Raw genomic sequence first — 18,422 nt, forward strand, 5'->3', positions numbered from 1 at the left:
TCCGGTCAGATACGGGCTCAGCCAGCCCAGTACCAGTCGCGCATGTTCCAGCAATTGGACGAGCAATTGATGTTGGCCGCGAAGCCGGCCAGCCCGTCCTTGACCCCTTCGGCCATGACCGACTGATAGACCGGCAGCAAGACGAGATCGTCGCGAACGATGCGCTGGACCTGTCCGTAGGTCTTCCTGCGCTCCTGCTGGTCGAACTGGCTGGAGCCGAGTTCCAAGAGCCGGTCGAGTTCCGGGTTCTGATACTGATAGGTATTCAGCCCGGCGCCATGCTTGGCGGGGATCGAGCGGCTGCCGAAGCGCGGCGTCACGTCCGGATCGTTGCCGATCATGAAGTTGGAGCCGACGGTCACGGATTCGAATTTCGACTTCTGCCAGAACTCGCCCCAGATCACGGCCGCCGGCATGTTGGATATCCGCATTTCCGCGCCGATCTGCCCCCAGTCCTGCTGCAGGAGCTGCTGCGACTGCTCGCGCGCCGGATTGCCGGTCGTGGTCGAATTGGAGAAGGAGAGGCGCTGCCCGTTCTTCTGCCGGATGCCGTCCGCGCCGCGTTTCCAGCCTGCCGCATCCAGCAGCGCGTTGGCCCTCGCTGGGTCGTGCTTGTGCACCGGAAGATCGGGCTCGAAGGCCCATGACTCGCGAGGCAGGAAGGATTCGGTCGCAACTGGCAGCCCATAATAGATGGCGTCGATGCGGGCCTGCTTGTCCATCGCCAGGTAGAGGGCTTCCCGGACGGGCTTTTCGGCGAAGGGACCGAATTCGAGATTGAGCGCGATGTGCTCGATGAAGGGCGTCGGCGAGCGGATCACGCGAGGGCCCTTCAACGCCTCGGCTTCCTTGGCGAAGTGAGCGGGAATGCCGCCAATGCCGAGATAATCGACCTGGCCGGTCCTGAACTGGGTGTAGAGCGCAGTCAGATCGGGAATGTATTTGAAGACGATACGTTCGAGGTAAGGGCCGGCGCCATGATAGGCGGGGTTGGCGTGCAGCAGCGCGCGGTCGCCAGCGACACGCTCGCCCCAGCGGAACGGGCCGGTGCCGACGGGCGCGTTATTGAAGGGCGCGGTATTCGGATCGCTTGCCTTTCCGAGAATATGCGCAGGCGTGATGAAGGTCAGCGCCAGGATAGACAGATAGGGTGAGTAGGCGCGCTCCATGCGCCAATGGATCTCGTCGGGCGCGACGATGACGATGTCCTTGACGAGGCTGTGACCGACCCGGTTACGCGCGCGGAAACCGGGCGTGTTGATCAGGTCGAGCGTGTACTTGACGTCCTCGGCGGTGAACGCCGTTCCGTCATGCCATTTCGCGTCGCCTCTAAGCTTGATCTTCCAGGTCAGCCCGTCGGCCGAGATGCCGCCATTGGCGACGCTCGGCACTTCGCGGGCGAGATCCGGAACGAAGCGGCCTGCCGGGTCGATGAACCAGAGCGGGCTGAAGAGCTGCCACCAGACGCCCTGATCGACCTCGCTGCCGGGCATCAGCGGATTGAAGACCGTGGGTTCCTGGGAAATGCCGGCGATCACCTGGCCTCGCGGCTTGGCAGGCGGCGCGGCGCCCTTGCCCTGAGCGTGCGCACCGGCGTTTGGCGCTAGCACGGCGCCCGCGCCGGCGCCGAGAGCCAGCGCCATCAGATCGCGGCGGCGAAATGTCATTCCACGCGAGTCGTATTCGGTCATGATATCCCCTCGTTTTTGACGGGCTGTCTTCAGCCTCGTGATCGTGGACGGCGCGGGTCGGCCGCATGTCCGGTCCTATGTCGCGATAACCCTCAAGCTCTTGCGTTCCGGCGAGAGGTCTTCACTGGCGACGCCAAGTTGCGTGATCGCTTCCGGCAACGGTGCCCCGGCGACGAGGGCAGCGATGGATTGCCCCATGGCTGGGGAAGTCAGGATGCCGCAGCCGCCCTGGCCCGCCAGCCAGAAGAAACCGGGAGCGTCCTCGCGCATGCCGGCTACGGGATTGCGATCCCTGGCGAAGCTGCGCAACCCCGCCCACTGGCTGATCGGGCGGCCAATGCTCAAGCAGGTGTCGCGCTCGATATTCTCGATCGCCTGGGCGACGTCGATGTCCTCGGGATAGGCGTCGGACGGCGCGACGGGCACTGCGTCGGCGAGGCTGCCCATCAGGCAGCCCGGCTCCGGCTTCACATACCAGTCGTAGTCGACGGAGCCGACATGCGGCCAGCTACGCGTGTCGAAATCCTTCTGAAGGGCGAAGGTGAACGCGGTGCGCCGATGCGCGACGATGCCCAGCGGGGCGAGCCCGGCCATGGCCGCCACCTCATCCGCCCAGCCGCCGGCTGCATTGACCACCGCGTCGGCGAGGATGTCGCCGCCGGCCCAGGTCAGACGCCAACGATTTCCCTCGCGTACGATCCCTTGAATATCGCTGCGCGTCGCAAGAACAGCGCCGGCAGCCTTCGCTCCGCGCAGATAGCCCTGCAGCAGCACATCGACGTCGATATCCATCGCGCCCGGCTCGTAGACGCCGAAGTCGAGCTTTTCCGGCCGAAGCGCAGGAAACAGGGCGAGTGCCTCGTCCCGGCCGAGGCGGTCGGCACGGGCGCCGACGGAAGCGAGATTGTCTTCGAGCCGCCTGAGCGTCGCCTCCTGCTCTCGACGCCCCACCGTCAGGCAGCCACGCGGAGACAGAATTGGCTGCTCGGAGAAGCCTTCCGGCGGCGCCTCGAAAAAGGCTCGGCTCGCCTGCGCCATCCGCCGCATCGTCGTGGCGCCGATGCCGACCGTGAACTGTGCGGCGGTGCGGCCGGAGCTGTGATAGCTGAAATGCTCTTCCCGCTCGATCAGCGCGACCGAGCCGTGCCGAGCCAGAAAATAGGCGGCGGAAGCCCCGGCAATTCCACCTCCGACGATTGCGACGTCCACCCGCATCGAACCCATGCCACTCCCGCTTCGGAATGGGCGAGAGCCAGATCCGGTTCTTGCCCGTATCGACAACGTCACCGCGAACCCCGCTTGTCGATTTCAATTTTGAGAAGCCGAACCCTGAAAAACGACGGCGTCCCCCGAATTCCTCGGCCTCCGCCTCGAATTATTGAAATCGACAGCGCCCCTGCCTCCGTTGCCTTTGAGACGTCACGACAACCGAGGCGAGAGCGACCATGGCATTCACCACGACCCAGCGGCATGGCCGGCGCCTGATCTCCTCAGGCAGCAGTTTCGAGGCTGCCTATAGCTACAGCCGCGCCGTCGTGGTCGGCTCCCACATCATGCTGTCGGGCACCACCGGCTACGATTATGCCGCCGAAACCCTGGCAGGCGGCGCCGCCGAGCAGACCCGCCAGCTTTTCCGCAATGCCGAGCTCGCTTTTGCCCAGGTTGGAACAACGCTCGCCAATGTCGTCCGCGTCCGAATGTTTATTGCGCGGCCCGAGGACTACGAGGCCGTGATGGCGGTGTTCGCCGAGGCGTTTCGCGGCGTCGACCCGGCCTGCACCACCGTCCAGGCCGGCCTGTTCGATCCGGAAATCCGGGTGGAGATGGACATGGACGCCCTGCTCGATGTCGCTGCTTAGTCTCACTGCCCATGTGCCGGACGACGTGCTCGCGCAGCTTGCGCCTGGGCGTGCCGCCTTGCCGGGCCGGGTCGATGCCGTGGTAGTCGGCGGCGGAATTGTCGGCTGCGCCTCCGCCTACTATCTTGCGCGTGCCGGGTTCTCGGTCGCGCTGGTCGAGCGCGACGCTGTCTCTTCACAGCAGTCGGGCCGAAACTGGGGCTTCGTCAGGACGCAGTATCGCGATCCGCTTGAACTGCCTCTCGCCATAGAGGCGCTCACGATCTGGCCTGATCTCGAGGCCGAACTCGGCGAGCCCGTGGGCTGGCGCCGGACCGGTTGCGTCTTCGTCGCCGAAACGGAAGCCGAGAACGACACGTTCGAACGCTGGGTGGAGAAAACGAGGTCGATTTCCGGTCAGGCGCGCATGCTTTCGTCCCGGCAGACAAAGACGCTCATGCCGGCACTTTCGAAGCCTGCGAAAAGCGCGCTCTTCACGGAGACGGACGGACAAGCCGAGCCGGCCATGGCCACAACCGCCTTCGCGCGAGCAGCGATCCGGGCTGGCGCACAGATCGTCGAGAATTGCGGTGCGTTCGCGGTCGAGCGTGCCGCGGGCGGCGTGACCGGCGTCCTGACCGAGCATGGCCGCATCGCCTCCAACATCGTGGTCTGCGCGGCCGGAGCGCAGAGCCATCGCCTGCTGGCGCCACTCGGCCTCGGCCTTCCGCAGCAGACCGTGCGCAGCACTGTCTCTTTGACGGCGCCCCTGCCGCCCCTCAGCGACCCCTGCTTCTGCGGTTACGGCATCGGATTGCGGCAGCGGGCGGATGGCTCCTGCATCATTGCAGCCGATTCCTGCTCCGACATCGACGTCACGCTCGATTCCATGCGGGCGATGCGCTTCTTCCTGCCGGAGTTCATGCGTCATCGCAGCGGCTTTTCCCTGCGGCTGGGCCGTCCCTTCCTCGATGATCTGCATCAGCGGCTCGTCGTGCCGCCGTCGGAACGCGCGGCGGCCGGGCGCCGGCCATGGATCCCTGCCAATCGTGACCGCGCAGCCCGGACGCGGGAAGCCGTGCAGGACATTTTCGGGACGGACGACAGGCTGACCATCGTCAAGTCCTGGGCCGGACTGATCGATGTGCTGCCGGATGCGTTGCCGGTGCTGGACGCACCCGATGCCCTGTCCGGCCTGATCGTCGCGACCGGCTTCTCCGGCCATGGCTTCGGCCTCGGGCCAGCCGTGGGCCGGCACGTCGCGCGGCTCGCGAAAGGTGAGAAGCCCGACGCCATCCTCACTCCCTTGCGTCTGGAGCGCTTCACCCGCGGCACCTATGCCCGCGCCCACGCTCCGCTCTGACCCGTCCGTCTACCTTCGAAAGCCACCCCGGAGCCGCCGATGACGCTTGCAACGACCGCCGATCACCGCGCCATCGCAGCCGGTCTCTCCTTCGAGGGCCGCGCCTTCATCGCCGGCCGCTTCGTTGCGGCCGCGGGCGGCGAGATGATGGATACGGTGAACCCCGCGACGGGTGAGGCGTTTGCGTCTGTTGCCAGCGGCCAGGCTAAGGATATCGACCGTGCGGTCGCGGCGGCTCGCACGGCATTTCGCGACGGGGCGTGGTCGCGTTCTGCACCGGAACGGCGCAAGGCCGTGCTTCTGAGGCTCGCTGACCTCATCCGTGCCAACGCGGCCGAGCTTGCCGTTCTGGAGAGCCTCGACAGCGGCAAGCCGATCCGGGACTGCGTGAAGGAGATCAGCATCGAGGTCCCGGATACCCTGCAATGGTATGCCGAGCTGATCGACAAGAGCTTTGGCAAGGTCGCCCCGACCGGCGAGGACGCGCTCGCCCTCATAACGCGCGAGCCGATCGGCGTCGTCGGCGTGATCCTTCCCTGGAACTTCCCGTTGCTCATGGCGGCCTGGAAGCTCGGCCCGGCGCTGGCCAGCGGCTGCTCCGTCGTGGTCAAACCCGCCGAGCAGACTTCGCTCTCGGCCCTCAAACTCGCGGAGCTCGCAGCGGAAGCCGGCCTGCCGGACGGCGTGCTGAACATCGTCCCGGGTCTCGGCGAGACGGCCGGCCGGGCGCTCGGGCTGCATCCAGACGTGGACGCGATTTCCTTCACAGGTTCCACCGAGGTCGGCAGGCTCTTCCTGCGCTATGCCGCCGACAGCAACCTCAAGACCATCGGGCTCGAGATGGGGGGCAAGAGCCCCTTCATCATCCTCGACGATGCCGATCTGACGCCGGAACTGATCGAGCATGCGGTGACCGCCGCCTTCTGGAATGGCGGGCAGAACTGCTCCGCCAACATGCGCCAGATCGTCGCCCGCAGCCGGCAGGAGGAGTTTCTGTCGCTCGTCACGGAACGGGCGCGGGCGCTTGTCGTCGGCGACCCGCTCGATCCCGCGACGGATCTCGGCCCGATGGTCACTGCAGAGCATCGCGCGCGCGTGCTCGGTTTCATCGAGATGGGCACGGGCGACGGTGCGCGCTGTGTCCTGCCCGCGGATCCAGCTCTTGCGACCCGGCCGGGTAGTTTTCTGGGCCCCACGGTCTTCGCAGAGCTTTCGCCCGGGATGACGATCGCGCGGGAAGAGATCTTCGGCCCCGTGCTCGGCGTGCTGCCGGTCGATGGGCCCGAACAGGCGCTCACCATCGCCAATGACAGCGCCTACGGGCTCCACGCGACGGTGTTCACCCGAGACATTGACCGCGCGCTGTTCATGGCGCGGCGTCTCGCCTGCGGGACGGTTGCGATTAACGGCTTCACCGAGGGGGATATCAAGACGCCCTTCGGCGGCTATCGGCAATCCGGCTCGCTTGCTCGCGACAAGGGCACCGAGGCGATGGCGCAGTATCTCCAGACGAAGACGAGCTGGATCAACCTCAAGTCGCCGGCTATCGGCTGAATCACAACGGCGGTCCGGCGGGCATTCCTGTCTCGCATTTTACAGTGGACGAACACCCATGAGCATCGACGAGACAAAACGCAGTCAGCTGATGCGCTTCTTCGATGGAACCCTGCTTCCGGACGAGTTGGTTGCAACCATGTCAGCAGACCAGGGTTGGTTCCCATCGCGAGTCATACGGCGTGGCGGCGAGGTGAAGGCCTTGAAGCGCGCGCCGTCCGGGTTGCCGCCGCTTGCGATTCAAGATCATGGCCGCAGCTTCGACCTCCACGACTACCTCTCCGTCAACCGGATCGCCGGCTTGCTCGTCATGAAGGACGACGCAGTCGTCGCGGAGCATTATGGGCTCGGCATCGGGCCGGAGACACAATGGAACTCCTGTTCGCTCGCGAAATCCGTCGCCGCGACGCTGGTGGGTATCGCGCTGAAGGAACGCGCGATCGAAAGCCTCGACGATCCCGTCACGCGCTACATGCCGCTCGGTGGAGTCTACGCGCAGGTATCGATCAGGCAGTTGCTGCGATTGGCATCCGGCGTACGCTGGCGTGAAGATTATACCGATCCGACATCCGACCGGCGGCAGTTGCTTGATATCCAGTGCCGCTGGGAAGAGGGCGGCATCGCCCGGCACATGGCATCATTGCCGGCTGCAACGCCGGCCGGAGAATCCTGGGTCTACAACACCGGCGAATCCTATTTGATTGGCCTCCTCATGCAGAACGCGACCGGGATGAACCTCGCCGACTACTGCAGCGAGAAGCTCTGGTCGCGGCTCGGGATGGAGGCCGATGCGAGCTGGTGGTCGGAAAGTCCGGAGGGAATGACGATCTCCGGCAGCGGCATGCACGCGACCTTGCGAGACTACGGCCGCTTCGGCCAGTTCGTGCTGGATGAGGGCCGCATCGGCGATGACAGATTGCTGCCCGACAACTGGAATGCGGAGGCCGGTGCTGCTTTCAACATAGGGGATAAGAGGATCCCCTATGGCTATATGTGGTGGATCCCCGTGCTCCCGGACGCGCGTCTCGCAGGCAGTTTCCAGGCTGAGGGCATCTACGGCCAGCATATCCACATCAACCCACGCGAACGCCTTGTCGTCGTTGTGCTCTGCGCTCGCTCGAAGCCGAGTTTCCGACAGCGGCTCGAAATCAACGACGACGCCTTCTTTGCTGCGCTTGCAGACGCTCTCCAAAAATAACGCGTCTCCTGCCGGTTTCGTTTTGCCAGGTGGGCCAAGCGCACAGTCGGTGTTCCTCTGCCGGATGCCGGTTGACCGGGACGTCAACGCCTCGGGAGCCCGTCATACGGTCGACCTCTGACCACGAGCGAGACCGGCAGGCGCACGCAGCGCGGCGCTCTTGGCTGGGGATCGCGTATCCGGTCGAGCAACATCTCGGCGGCGTGGCGACCCATCTCCGCGCGATCCCAGGACAGGGCCGAGATCGGCGGCGTGCCGAGTTCGGCAAGGTCGGAATCGCTTCCGGCGACGAGGTCGATATCCCGCCCCGGCTCCAGGCCGTTGCTGCGCAGCGCGCGCAGCGTGCCGGCGAGCATGTCCATCGCTGCGACGAACAGCGCGGTCGGCCGGTCGGCCGTCGAGAGAAGCGCGCAGGTTTCACGGAAGGCGATCTCGTTGGACAGGGCATGGTCGCGGATGAGAGCCTCGTCGACCGCGACCCCGCGCTGCGCGTGCACGCGTCGGTATCCGGCGATGCGGCTGCGAGAGGGATAGGCGGCCGGGTCGCCGACGATCATGCCGATGCGCCTGTGCCCCAGTGACATCAGGTGCTGGACGGCCTGCTCGGCGCCCGATTGATGGTCGGCCATCACGCGGTCGACATCTGGCAGCAATTCGCGGTCGATCAGGACGATCGGCATCGGCGCGCCGGCGATCGTCTCGGCCAGTTCGGCATCGGCCTCGTCGCTCATCGTCATCATGACGCCCTCGACGCGCCGCTGCGCGAAGCCACGTAGCAGGGCGAGCTCGACATCCTTCTCGTTCGAGGTGCTGGCCAGCAGCAGCGTGTAGCCGGCGCGGCGGAACACCCCCTCGGCCGCTTTCACATAGCTGGCGAAGGCGGGAATATCGAAGTCGCGGATCGCGCAGGCGACCATCTTCGTGCGGGCGTTGCGCATGCTGCCGGCGACCGCGTCGCGCTGATAGCCCAGTGCCTTGATCGCCTCCTGCACGCTCTTGCGAGCCTGCGGCGTCACCGAGGGGTGGTCGTTGAGGACGCGCGAGACGGTTCCGAGCGCGAGGCCGGCCCTGGCCGCCACGTCCCGGATCGTCGCCTTCTTGATGCCCGTCATCGCCTCGCCCCGTCTCTCGCCGCCATCCTGACACGGGCGCGGAGTCCGGCCCAAGCGTCCCTCTGCCTTAATCCCGCGCGTCAGGCTGCCTGTTGAGGCAGCGATTGCAAGACATTTGCGCAGCGGATTTGGAACCGGTTCATTGACTCTGATCTCGCATATGCAAGCATTTGGATAGCATTGATTTAGGATTGATGAACATGTTCCAGAGCGCTGAACGCCTCGGCCGAGTGAAGGCCTCCCCGACCGTCGTCCTGAACGGCAAGGTCGCCGAACTCGCTGCGCAGGGCCGCGACGTGCTCAGCCTCGTGGCCGGCGAGCCCGATTTCCACACGCCCGATCACATCAAGCAGGCGGCGAAGGCCGCCATCGATCGCGGCGAGACCAAATACACCGCCGTCGACGGCACGCCGGCGCTGCGCAAGGCGATCGCCGGCAAGTTCGAGCGCGAGAACGGGCTCTCCTATGCGCCGCACGAGATCATCGTCGGCTCGGGCGGCAAGCAGATCGTCTACAACGCGCTGATGGCCACCCTCTCGGCCGGCGACGAGGTGGTGATCCCCGCGCCGTACTGGGTTTCCTATCCGGAGATCGTGCTGCTGGCCGAGGGGACGCCAGTCATCGTTCCGTGCCTGGCCGAAAACGGCTTCCGACTCGATCCGCAGGCGCTGGATGCCGCGATCACGGATCGTACGCGCTGGCTTATTCTGAACTCGCCCTCGAACCCCTCCGGCGCGGCCTATTCGCATGACGAACTCGCGGCGCTCGCCGCCGTGCTGGTGCGCCATCCCAAGGTCTGGATCCTGACCGACGACATCTACGAACACCTGACCTATGGCGGCTTCCGCTTCTCGAGCATCGCCGCCATCGAGCCGCGGCTGCGCGAGCGGACGCTGACGATGAACGGCGTCTCCAAGACCTATTGCATGACCGGCTGGCGCATCGGCTATGCCGGCGGGCCGAAGCCGCTGATCCGGGCAATGTCGGCGATCCAGTCGCATTCCACCACCAACGCCTGCTCGATCAGCCAGGCCGCCGCCGTCGCGGCCCTTGAGGGCCCGCAGGATTTCATCGCGGGCCATGTCGCTGCCTTCGAACGTCGCCGCGACAGGATCGTCGCCGGGCTGAACGTGGTGGAGGGGCTGTCCTGCCGCGTGCCCGAGGGGGCCTTCTATGCCTTCCCGTCCTGCGAGGCGCTGCTCGGGAGGCAGGCCCCGGACGGACGCCTCGTCGCGACCGACGAGGATTTCGCGCTCTATCTGCTCGACGCTGCCGGTGTCGGGCTGGTCCATGGCTCGGCCTTCGGCTGCCCCGGCCATATCCGGCTCTCCTATGCGGCCCCCGACGAAATGCTCGACCGCGCCATCGAGCGAATCGGAACCGCATGCGCCGCACTCCAGCCTGCCCCGCCGATGCGGGCGCGTGTCTGAGCCCGACCAGACGAGCCCTTGGGAAACGAGCCCGTGCCAGCTTCGCCATGCCAACTGTCGGAACGCAGCCTCGTCGCGCTTCTCGCGGCAGTTGCCTTCGTCGTGGCGCTGAACGCGACCGTGATGTTCCCGCTCGGGCCTTTCCTGGTGGCGGAGATCGGTGGCAGGGCCGATGCGCTCGGCTATCTCGGCGCGGTCTATTCGCTGTCGGCGGCCCTGGGCGGCCTCGTCGCGTCCTTCGTGCTCGATCGTTTCGATCGCCGCGAGGCTCTGGCGGCTTGCGCCGTCGTGTTCACGCTCGCAACAGTCGCGAGCGCCGCCGCCCCCGGCATGCTGGTGCTGATGGCGACGCGCGCCGTGGCGGGCTTCGCAGCCGGGCCGCTCTGGGGCCTGCTGGTCGCGATCGCCAGCGACGTCGTCCCGCTGCAGCGACGCGGCCTCGCGATGAGCCGCCTCGTCGGTACCTATGGGCTGGCACTCGTGCTCGGCCTTCCGGTGGGGACGCTGCTCGCGGCCCTTCCCGGCGGCTGGCGCTGGGCACTGCTGGCCCTGGCGATCGGCGGGGGCGCGATCTCGGCCGTGACCGCGATCGCGATCGGCCCCCGGCGCGAGCATCTCGCCGCAGCCAAGGCGCGACCGTCCGGCCTGGCCTGGCGCGGCGTCCTGCGGCTGATCGCCGGCGAGCCGAGCCTGATCGCCTTCCTGCTGATCGCCGCTTCGTCCTTCTCGGCCCTGCTGGTCTCGCCCAACCTGCCGGTCTTCGTGTTGGGCAATACCGGGCTCGGCGCTACCGGCCTTTCAGCCGTCTATCTGCTGGGCGGGGCGCTGACCCTGGCCGTCGTGCCTCTGGCCGGCCGTACGAGCGACCGTTTCGGCGCATTGCCGGTCGCGGTGGCGGCTGCGCTCGCGACGACGCTCGTGCTCGGCTCAGCCTTCCTTGGCGCGGCGCCGCTGCTGCCGGCCCTGCCGGTGCTGGCCATGGTTCTGGTGATGCAGCTCGTGCGCAGCACGGTCAGCCAGGGCTCCGCCACCCGCGTGCCGCTTCCCGCGGAGCGCGCCGCCTTCCAGTCGCTCGCGGCCGCCGTCACAAATCTCGCCCAGGCTGTGGGCGCCGGCACGGCGCCGCTCCTGCTCAGCATCAGGCCCGATGGCCGGCTCGCGGGCATGGACCGCGTCGCCTGGCTTGCCATCGCCGCGTCCTGGACCGCCCCGCTGCTGCTGATGCGGCTCGAGACCGTGCTCCGCCGACGCGGCCTGCCGCCCGTGACGGAGGCATGATCATGGCGCGGCGTCACGACCTCCTCGCGACTTCGCTGCCGCTCGTCTATGCGGGTTGCGGCGAGCCGGCATTTGCCGGCGATCCGCTGCGTGGCGAGGCGCGAGCCGATGTCGTCGTCATCGGCGCCGGCATCACCGGTGCGAGCGCGGCGTTCCATCTCGCCGAAGCCGGCGCGCGCGTGCACCTTCTGGAGGCCGAGCGGGTCGGCGCGGGCGGCAGCGGCCGTGCCTTCGGACAGGTCGTGCCCTATCTGCGCACGGAGCCCGCGAGGACCGTGTCGGATCTTGGAACCGAAGCCGGCGAGAGGTTGATCGCGACGGCAGCCGGGACGCCCGCCCTCGTCGCGGAACTCGTCTCCCGCCACGCCATTGCCTGCGATCTCGATGCGAGCGGCCTGATCTTCGCCGCCCATTCCGCCGGCGGCTCCGTCGTGTTGCGCGAGCGGCGGGATGTCTGGGCGGCTCGCGGGGTCGCGCTTCCCCTGCTCGACATGGAACAGACTCTCGCCGCGATCGGAGGCGGCAGCTACCGTGCAGCCCTGGTCGAGCCGCGCGGCCTCTCGCTCAATCCGCTCGCCTATGCGCGGGGGCTTGCGCGCGCCGCTTCGGCTGCCGGTGCGACGCTGCACGAGCGCAGCCGCGTCGTCGACATGTCCAGCAGCCACGGCGGCTGGAGGGTCGAGACGACTGAAGGACGCATCGCCTGCGACACGCTGATCGTCGCGGCCGGTGTCGCGATCGGCGGCATCCTGCCGGAGCTGCGCCGTCGCATCCTGCCCTTCCGCGTTCACGAGGCGGCGACCGCACCGCTCTCGGCCGATGCGCTCGCGGGTATCCTCCCGCGCCAGCGCGCGCTCACCGATACGCGCCGGCTCCCTTCCGGCGTCAGGCGCACCGGCGACGGCCGCCTCGTCGTCACGCTGTCGGGGCCTGCGGGCGGCGGACGAGCCGGCGATCTGGGGGGCGGGCTCGCGCGGCTTCGCGCGCTGTTTCCCCGCCTCGACGTCACCGCCATCGCGGAGAGCTGGTCCGGCTGGGTCGATCTCGCGCCCGACCAGTATCCGCGCCTCGTCGAGCCGCGCCCCGGCCTCCTCGTCGGCTACGGCCTTAGCGGACGCGGCCTCGGGCTCGGCACCGCGCTCGGCCAGGCCCTGGCGCGACGTGCCCTGGGCAGCCGAGCCGATGAGACATCCTTTCCGGGCATGGCCGGCCGGCCGCCGCGCTGGCTGCCGGGTTCCAGCCTCGCGGTCGCTGCAGCCGCGGCCTCGATCCGCCGCATCGACGCCTGGCAGGCGCGCCAGGCCGACGCCCCACGGCTTCCAACCAGCAACGGACCGCGACCCTGATGGCTATTCTCACCTGGCTCCATAACGCCTATGGGCGCGACCTGATCGAGGGCGTCCGCGCCGCGCTGCCGGGCGAGGACATCCGCGAATGGCCCGATGCCGGCGACCCCGACGAGATCGACATCTGCTTCATCTTCCGCATGCCGCATGGCTTCCTCAAGCCGTTCCGCAATCTCAAGCTGATGTCGGCGACCGGCGCCGGCATCGACCACTACCTCCTCGATCCCGACTTCCCGAGAGGGATCGCGATGGTGCGGATCGTCGACCAGGATTTCGCCGCGCGCATGGCCGACTACGTCCTGACCTGGACCTTCTTCCATCATCGCGACGTCGCGCATTTCCTCTCCGCCCAGTCGCGCCATGACTGGGCCTACAAGATCATGCGCTCGGCCCATGAGCTCCGCGTCGGCGTGATGGGGCTCGGCCAGATGGGCCGGCTGGCGGCGGAGCGCCTGGCCGGCGTCGGCTACGACACGGCCGCCTGGTCGCGCTCGCTCCACGAAGTGCCGGGCGTCACCTGCTTCGCCGGCGCGGAGGGCTTCGGCGCGTTTCTCGCGCGGACGGAAATCCTGATCAACCTGCTGCCGCTGACGCAGACGACGCGCGGCATCCTGAGTGCCGGGACCTTCGCGCAGATGCCGCCGGGCGGCGTCGTGATCTCGGCGGGACGCGGCGGCCATCTCGTCGAGGCCGATCTCCTCGCCGCGCTGAACGACGGAACGCTGCGCGCCGCCACGATCGACGCCTTTCCCGTCGAGCCGCTGCCTAAGGACAGCCCGCTCTGGGAGACGCCGAACCTCTACGTCACCCCGCACTGCTCATCGACCGCGAGCCTGGCAACCATCGTCGACACCTTTGCCGAGAACGTCCGTCGCTTCCGCGCCGGGGCCGAGCTTCTGAACGAGGTCGACACCGTCGCCGGCTACTGAACTCCACCCCGCACACCAGCACGACAGGAGAGCGACCATGACCAGACTGCGTTTCCTCGCCAAGGCAGCGTTCACGGCCGCTTTCGGCCTGGGCCTCGTCGCCGTCCCTGCCGCCGGCATCGCCCAGGAGGCCAAACGGCCCAAGCTCGACTTCGCGGGCTCGGTGACCTGGCTCGGCATGGTCCCCGTGCTGCTCGCCGTCGACAAGGGCTATTTCACCGAGGCGGGACTCGATGTCAGCCTGCAGGTGGTGCTGAATTCGAGCGACCGGGTGCGCGCGCTCACCGCCGGCTCCGTTGCTTTCAGCAATCTTGGCCGCACCACGGTGCTGAGCGAAATGGCGCGCGGCAACACCTCCTTCTACTACTTCGCCAATATCGACGATTCGCCCGGAAGCGAGGGCTGCTGGGCGCGCTCGGGCTTCAAGAGCTTCGCCGATCTGAAGGGCAGGAAGGTCACAGCCAACACCTCGGCCGAGATCACCATGGCGGGGCTGCTCGCCAAGGCCGGGCTGAAATCCTCCGACATCTCCTACGTCAACCTGCCACCCAACGAGATGCAGCTCGCGCTCTCGCGTGGCGATGTCGATGCCGCCTGCATATGGCAGCCGATCCTCGACGGGCTGAAGAAGGCGGTGCCGGACGGCGTGTTGCTCGGCACCGACAGGGATACCGACATGTTCCAGCGCTTCGGCACGATGTCGGCGCCCGACATCATGATCATCTCGCGCAAGCTGGTGCAGGAGGATCCGGCCTCGGCCGGCAAGCTCGCCGCCGCCGTGATGAAGGCGGCCGACTTCGTCAACGCCAACCCGGAAGAGACGGCGAAGACGGTCGCCCACTACTTCCGCCAGCCGCCGGAGACCGTCCTCGCCGGCATCAGGGGCTTTACCTATTACGGCACCAAGGACTGGCCCGAGCACATGCGCAGGCATGGCGCGCAGATGGACCATCTCGCGGGCTGGCTCGCGGAGAACGGCAAGATTCCGATGAAGCCGGATGTGAAGGCCTGGGAGAACACCAGCTTCGTGCCGAAGCCTTGATCCAAAAGCGAGGAGCCGTGCCGATGTCGACGCCAGCCACCAGCGATCTCGTCTTGCCCGCCGCCGCCAGCCCCGGCGAACGCCCGAAATGGCGCTGGCCGCGCCTCGGCCGGCCGGTCCTGCTGCTCAACCTGCTTGGCATCTTCTCGCTCTACGGGCTTTGGGCGCTGGCGACCGAGTCCGGCTTCGTCTCGCCCCTGTTCTTCCCTTCGCCCTCGATGGTGGCGGCCGAGGCGCAGAGCATCGCCGGCACGGCCGATCTCTGGATGTCGATCGCCGCGTCGTCCCGGCGCGTCTTCATCGGCTTCGGGCTGGCAACGCTTGTCGCCGTGCCGCTTGGCATCCTGATGGGCGCCTGGTGGCCGGCCAAGGCCGTGATCGACCCGCTGATCTCGCTGCTCCGTCCTCTGCCCTCGATCACCTGGATTCCGCTGACGATGCTCTGGCTCGGCATCGGCGAGGGCCAGAAGATCGCGATCGTGTTCATGGGCTCCTGGATCTACATCCTGCTCTACACGGTCGAGAGCACCAAGCGGGTCGATCCGCTGCTGGTGAAGGCCGCACGCAATCTCGGCGCCGGCAACCTCGCCGTGATGCGCGAGGTCGTACTGCCGGGCTCGCTGCCCGGCATCCTGGCCGGACTGAAGGTCAGCCTCGCCATCGCCTGGTCCTGCGTGCTCTCGGCCGAGATGGTCGCGGCCCAGACCGGGCTCGGCGCGCTGATCTGGTCGGCCAAGGACTGGGGCAACATGCCGCTCGTCCTGGTCGGCATGGTCTGCATCTCCGCGACCGTCCTGATCGCCGATCTCCTGGCGAACCGGCTTGAGGCCTGGCTTCTGCCCTGGGAACGCCACCGGCGGCTGAATTGAAGCGAGAGATACGGAAGGGAGACGAGAGATGAGCACGATCCTGTCCGCACGCGGCGTCTCGAAGCGCTTTGCCGGCCACCAGGGCAGCGGCGGCGTGCTGGCGCTCGACGCCATCTCGCTCGAGGTCCGCGAGGGCGAATTCCTCTGCTTGCTCGGCGCGTCCGGCTGCGGCAAGTCGACCCTGCTCAATATGTTCGCGGGCTTTGTCGCGCCGAGCGGCGGCGAGATCCGCCTGCGCGACGAGGCGATCACCGGCATCGACCCGCGCTGCGGCATGGTCTTCCAGTCCTATGCGCTCTTTCCCTGGAAGACGGTGCGGGAGAACGTCGCCTTTGGCCCCAAGATGAAGGGCATCGGCCGGGGCGAGCGGCGCGACATCGCCGAACGGTTCCTCGCCATGGTCGGGCTGTCGGGCTTCGCCGGGCATTATCCCGTCGAGCTCTCCGGCGGCATGCAGCAGCGCGTCACGCTGGCGCGCTGCCTCGCCGCCAACCCCGAGGTGATGCTGATGGACGAACCCTTCGCGGCGCTGGACGCGATGACCCGCGAGGTGCTGCAGGGCGAGCTGATGCGCATCCAGGCCCAGAGCGGCAAGACCATCGTCTTCGTGACGCACAACATCGACGAGGCCCTGGTGATGGCCGACCGCATTGTCGTGATGTCGCCGCGTCCCGGCCGCATCGCCGCGGTGATCGACAACGACCTGCCGCGCCCGCGCGACATCGAGGCTCAGTCGCTTCCCGCCTATGCCGCGCTCAAGCGACAGGTCTGGAATCTGATCGCTGGCGACCTTATGGCCCATGCCGCTTGAGCCGATCGTAAGATCGCCTATTCCATAGGCATTTTTTGTTCATTGCATACAATGTGGGATGAAGCGCTCGCCAAAGCGCGTTTTTCCCAAGGGATTTCAATTCACTATCTGCTGGCACGCTACGTGCTTCGGCAGCGCCATGTGCGCCGCCGCTGAACCGCCTTCACGCCCGAGCCCCGTCAGAGCCGCCATGCGCCGCGACTGCGCTCTCGCGACAGCCGAAAGCGCGGTCTGCGGGCCCGCCTCCGAAGATCCGGCGCGTCACGACATCCGATTGGCAAAACCAGGGGTTTCCGAGTGATGATCACACGCCGCACCGCTATCGCTGCAGGTCTCGCGGCGCCATTCGTGGCGCGAAGCCAGGCGCAAGCCCAGGCCGTGGGCCGGGCCGAAACCCTGCTGCTGGTTCAGGAGTACGGGCCGAACAGCCTCGACATGCAGGGCATCGGCTCCTCGCAGCCCGTCAATGGCGTCGCGTTGAATTGCTATGATCGCCTGCTGCGCTTCAAGCCGGTGCCGATCCCCGGCGGCGGCGGGAACACCATCTCGATGGGCGAGCTCGAAGGCGAATTGGCCGAGAGCTGGCAGGTTGCCTCCGACGGCATGAGCTGCACCTTCAAGCTGCGCGACGCCACCTTCCATTCCGGCCGCAAGGTCACGGCGACCGACGTCAAATGGTCGCTCGACCGCGCCTGCACGATCGGCGGCTTCGCCACGACGCAGATGAATGCCGGCTCGCTGGAAAAACCCGAGCAGTTCGTCGTCGTCGATGAGAAGACGTTTCGCGTCGATTTCATCCGCAAGGACAAGATGACGCTGCCCAACCTCGCGGTCACGATCCCCTTCGTCTTCGACTCCGAGCTCGCCATCAAGAATGGCGGTGGCGACCCCCATGCCAAGGAATGGCTGAAGAACAACATCGCCGGCTCCGGCGCCTACAAGGTCGAGAGCTGGAAGCCCGGTGTCGAGACTATCTATGTCCGCAATGACGACTGGAAATGCGGAAAGCTGCCGCAGCTGCGCCGCATCATCGCGCGCGACATCGCCTCGCCCTCGACCCGCCGGGCCTTGATGGAGCGCGGCGACGCGGATGTCTCGTACGGTTTGCCGCCGAAGGACTTCAAGGACCTGCTCGATGCCGGCAAGGTCAATGTCGTCGGCGTTCCGATCCCCAACGGCGTCTGGGGTTGCTATCTCAACACGCAGGTCGGCCCGTTCAAGGACGTGCGCCTGCGACAGGCCGTGGCCTGGGTGATGCCCTATGAGAAGATCCTCCAGGCCTCGCTGTTCGGCCGTGGCGTCTCGATGGCGGGCGGGACTGATCCCAAGGTCGCCTGGCCGCAGCCCTTCCCCTACACCTCCGACGTTGCCAAGGCGAAGGCCCTGGTCGATGCGGCCGGCGGCCCGTTCTCGACGACGCTGTATTTCGACGCCGGCAACGCGACCGTTGCCGAGCCGATGGCGGTGCTGATCAAGGAAGCGCTCGCCGGCATCGGCATCACCGTCGAGATCAACAAGGTTCCGGGCGCGAACTTCCGCACCGAGATCGCCAAGAAGACCAACCCGATGGTGCTGAACCGCTTCGCCGGCTGGCTCGACTATCCCGATTACTATCTGTTCTGGACGATGCACGGCAACAACTCGATCTTCAACATCGCCGCCTACCAGAATCCGGCGCTGGACAAGCTCGTCGATGCCGCGCGGTTCGCGCCCGACAAGGCCTCCTACGACGCCAACGTCATCGACTTCGTCAAGCTGGTGGAAAACGAGGTGCCGATGGTGCCGATCAACCAGCCGACCCATGACGTCGCGCTGCAGAAGGCGATTGGCGGCTACCAGTTCCAGCCCTGCCGCGAGCCGGACTTCCGCTACCTGACCAAGGGGTGAGGCGGCACCGACGCGCCGCGATGCATAATGCTCGGGCGCAGACCCGAGCATCTCCCGCCCAGGATTCTCGGGCC

15 protein-coding genes are annotated in these 18,422 nt (G+C 67.1%); 12 read left to right on the top strand and 3 right to left on the bottom strand.

Features of this window, described 5'->3' with window-relative positions; translation table 11 throughout:
- Positions 1-17 precede the first annotated feature (17 nt).
- Together GGC47_RS06480 and GGC47_RS06485 are read right to left on the bottom strand one after the other, a co-directional pair.
- Positions 18-1,691, bottom strand: a complete 1,674-nt coding sequence (locus GGC47_RS06480) for a peptide ABC transporter substrate-binding protein (protein ID WP_370954366.1) — start codon at positions 1,689-1,691, stop codon at positions 18-20.
- 75 nt (positions 1,692-1,766) lie between these two features.
- Complete coding sequence (locus GGC47_RS06485; protein WP_210245647.1) at positions 1,767-2,915, bottom strand: NAD(P)/FAD-dependent oxidoreductase; 1,149 nt, start codon at positions 2,913-2,915, stop codon at positions 1,767-1,769.
- 221 nt (positions 2,916-3,136) lie between these two features.
- Between GGC47_RS06485 and GGC47_RS06490 the strand changes: the two genes are divergently transcribed.
- From GGC47_RS06490 to GGC47_RS06505, 4 genes are read left to right on the top strand one after another with little or no spacing between them, the layout of a single operon-like run.
- On the top strand, positions 3,137-3,550 hold the full coding sequence (locus GGC47_RS06490) for a RidA family protein (protein WP_142021749.1): 414 nt from the start codon (positions 3,137-3,139) through the stop codon (positions 3,548-3,550).
- The gene (locus GGC47_RS06495; RefSeq protein ID WP_142021750.1) at positions 3,537-4,892 is read left to right on the top strand and encodes an NAD(P)/FAD-dependent oxidoreductase; all 1,356 of its coding nucleotides are present in this window, start codon (positions 3,537-3,539) and stop codon (positions 4,890-4,892) included. The genes GGC47_RS06490 and GGC47_RS06495 overlap by 14 nt, the downstream gene beginning before the upstream one ends.
- A gap of 39 nt (positions 4,893-4,931) precedes the next feature.
- Positions 4,932-6,446 (top strand): aldehyde dehydrogenase, encoded by a 1,515-nt coding sequence (locus GGC47_RS06500; protein WP_142021751.1) that lies wholly within the window; start codon positions 4,932-4,934, stop codon positions 6,444-6,446.
- 58 nt (positions 6,447-6,504) lie between these two features.
- Positions 6,505-7,644: a serine hydrolase domain-containing protein gene (locus tag GGC47_RS06505; protein WP_142021752.1), complete on the top strand. Its 1,140-nt coding sequence runs from the start codon at positions 6,505-6,507 to the stop codon at positions 7,642-7,644.
- A gap of 83 nt (positions 7,645-7,727) precedes the next feature.
- On the opposite strand, the gene GGC47_RS06510 is transcribed toward GGC47_RS06505, so the two are convergent.
- On the bottom strand, positions 7,728-8,756 hold the full coding sequence (locus tag GGC47_RS06510; RefSeq protein WP_142021753.1) for a LacI family DNA-binding transcriptional regulator: 1,029 nt from the start codon (positions 8,754-8,756) through the stop codon (positions 7,728-7,730).
- Positions 8,757-8,956: 200 nt separating this feature from the next.
- On the opposite strand from GGC47_RS06510, the gene GGC47_RS06515 reads away from it, so the two are divergent.
- The 8 genes from GGC47_RS06515 (at position 8,957) to GGC47_RS06550 (ending at position 18,348) form a co-directional block, all read left to right on the top strand.
- A complete protein-coding gene (locus GGC47_RS06515) occupies positions 8,957-10,186 on the top strand; it encodes a pyridoxal phosphate-dependent aminotransferase (protein WP_142021754.1) in 1,230 nt (409 codons plus the stop codon).
- Between the two features lie 33 nt (positions 10,187-10,219).
- Positions 10,220-11,464: an MFS transporter gene (locus GGC47_RS06520; RefSeq protein WP_142021755.1), complete on the top strand. Its 1,245-nt coding sequence runs from the start codon at positions 10,220-10,222 to the stop codon at positions 11,462-11,464.
- A 2-nt stretch (positions 11,465-11,466) separates the two neighbouring features.
- Positions 11,467-12,810: an NAD(P)/FAD-dependent oxidoreductase gene (locus GGC47_RS06525; protein ID WP_185747934.1), complete on the top strand. Its 1,344-nt coding sequence runs from the start codon at positions 11,467-11,469 to the stop codon at positions 12,808-12,810.
- Positions 12,810-13,739, top strand: coding sequence for a 2-hydroxyacid dehydrogenase (locus GGC47_RS06530; protein ID WP_142021757.1), 930 nt, complete (start codon positions 12,810-12,812; stop codon positions 13,737-13,739). Before GGC47_RS06525 ends, GGC47_RS06530 begins: the two co-directional genes overlap by 1 nt.
- Before the next feature lie 37 nt (positions 13,740-13,776).
- Positions 13,777-14,781: an ABC transporter substrate-binding protein gene (locus GGC47_RS06535; RefSeq protein ID WP_142021758.1), complete on the top strand. Its 1,005-nt coding sequence runs from the start codon at positions 13,777-13,779 to the stop codon at positions 14,779-14,781.
- A gap of 23 nt (positions 14,782-14,804) precedes the next feature.
- Positions 14,805-15,650: an ABC transporter permease gene (locus GGC47_RS06540; protein ID WP_142021759.1), complete on the top strand. Its 846-nt coding sequence runs from the start codon at positions 14,805-14,807 to the stop codon at positions 15,648-15,650.
- A 28-nt stretch (positions 15,651-15,678) separates the two neighbouring features.
- Positions 15,679-16,461 (top strand): ABC transporter ATP-binding protein, encoded by a 783-nt coding sequence (locus GGC47_RS06545; protein WP_133563006.1) that lies wholly within the window; start codon positions 15,679-15,681, stop codon positions 16,459-16,461.
- Between the two features lie 300 nt (positions 16,462-16,761).
- Positions 16,762-18,348: an ABC transporter substrate-binding protein gene (locus GGC47_RS06550; RefSeq protein WP_133563008.1), complete on the top strand. Its 1,587-nt coding sequence runs from the start codon at positions 16,762-16,764 to the stop codon at positions 18,346-18,348.
- Positions 18,349-18,422: the final 74 nt, after the last annotated feature.

This window comes from Allobosea sp. OAE752 (genome assembly GCF_050433265.1).
Classification (GTDB): Bacteria; Pseudomonadota; Alphaproteobacteria; order Rhizobiales; family Beijerinckiaceae; genus Allobosea; species Allobosea spartocytisi.